Source organism: Reyranella sp. GW821-FHT14A01, from assembly GCF_058803965.1.
The window spans coordinates 1-1050 of record NZ_JBXAPM010000038.1 but is presented as its reverse complement, the minus strand read 5'-3'; the positions used below and the strand labels follow the sequence as shown (position 1 = coordinate 1050).

General features: G+C 64.1%; 1 protein-coding gene. It reads right to left on the bottom strand.

Annotated features, from left to right (window positions below; all coding sequences use genetic code 11):
* Positions 1 to 16 precede the first annotated feature (16 nt).
* A protein-coding gene (locus tag AC1ROX_RS31595) for an IS630 family transposase (protein WP_493132899.1) occupies positions 17 to 959 on the bottom strand; the annotation gives its coding sequence in 2 pieces (ribosomal slippage) (positions 17 to 622 and positions 624 to 959; 942 coding nt in all).
* Between the last annotated feature and the right edge of the window lie 91 nt (positions 960 to 1050).

Below are 1050 nucleotides of genomic sequence, written 5' to 3'. Positions count from 1 at the left end.
CTAGAGTCTTTCCGTCTCATATCGAAGCGTAGCCGGCGTTTTTGATGTAGGCGGCGCATTCGTGGGGTGCGAAGCATTGGAGGAGTTTTCCGATGCGTCGCCAGGTATCCTCAACGGTACGTTCCTGGGCTTTGCGCAGGAGGGTCTTCAGCTTGGCGAAGACCTGCTCGATCGGGTTGAGATCGGGGGAATACGGCGGCAGGAAGAAGAGCTTGGCGCCGGCGGCGCGTATGGCGGCCCGGACGGACCAGCTTTTGTGGCTGCCCAGATTGTCCATGATGACGACGTCGCCCGGGCTGAGGATCGGCACCAGGAACTGGCGGACGTAGGCCAGGAAGCTTGTGCCGTTGATCGGACCGTCGAAGACGCAGGGAGCGGCGATGCGGTCGTATCGCAGGGCTGCCAGGAAGGTCAGCGTCTTCCAGTGACCGTGAGGCACTTTGGCCAGCAGTGGCACGCCGCGCCGGTTCCAGCCATGGGTTCGGGCCATGTTGGTCTTGGCCCAGGTCTCATCGATGAAGACCAGCCGCCGGGGATCGATCCGGGCCTGGTATTTCCGCCACCAAGCCCGCCGTCGGGCAACGTCAGGTCGATCCTGCTCGCTGGCGAACACGGTTTTTTTTGAAGCTGATCCCCGCCTCGCGCAGGAACCGCCACAGCGTGTCGCACGACACCGTAACGCCTCGGTCGCGCAGCTCGGCCAGCAGCGCATGCAGCGTCAGATCCGGTTTCTCCGCCAGCCGCCCCAGCAGCCAGTCCCGCTCGCCATCCAGCTTGCAGCCTCGACGACCGCCCACCGGCCGGGGCGCCGGACTGCCGGTCGAACGCGCCCGTTGTGCCCACTTCACGACGCTCGACACGCTCACCCGGAACAGCGCCGAGACCTGACGGCACGACTGACCGTCGCCAACCGCCGCCACCACACGCTCCCGCAGGTCCATCGAATAGGCTCGGGTCATCCCGCCGACCTCCTATCGGTCAGCAGTTTGAATCACAGTCCTCTCGATTTGGGAATCCCTTCCGATTCAATCAGCCTCGGAAAGACTCTAG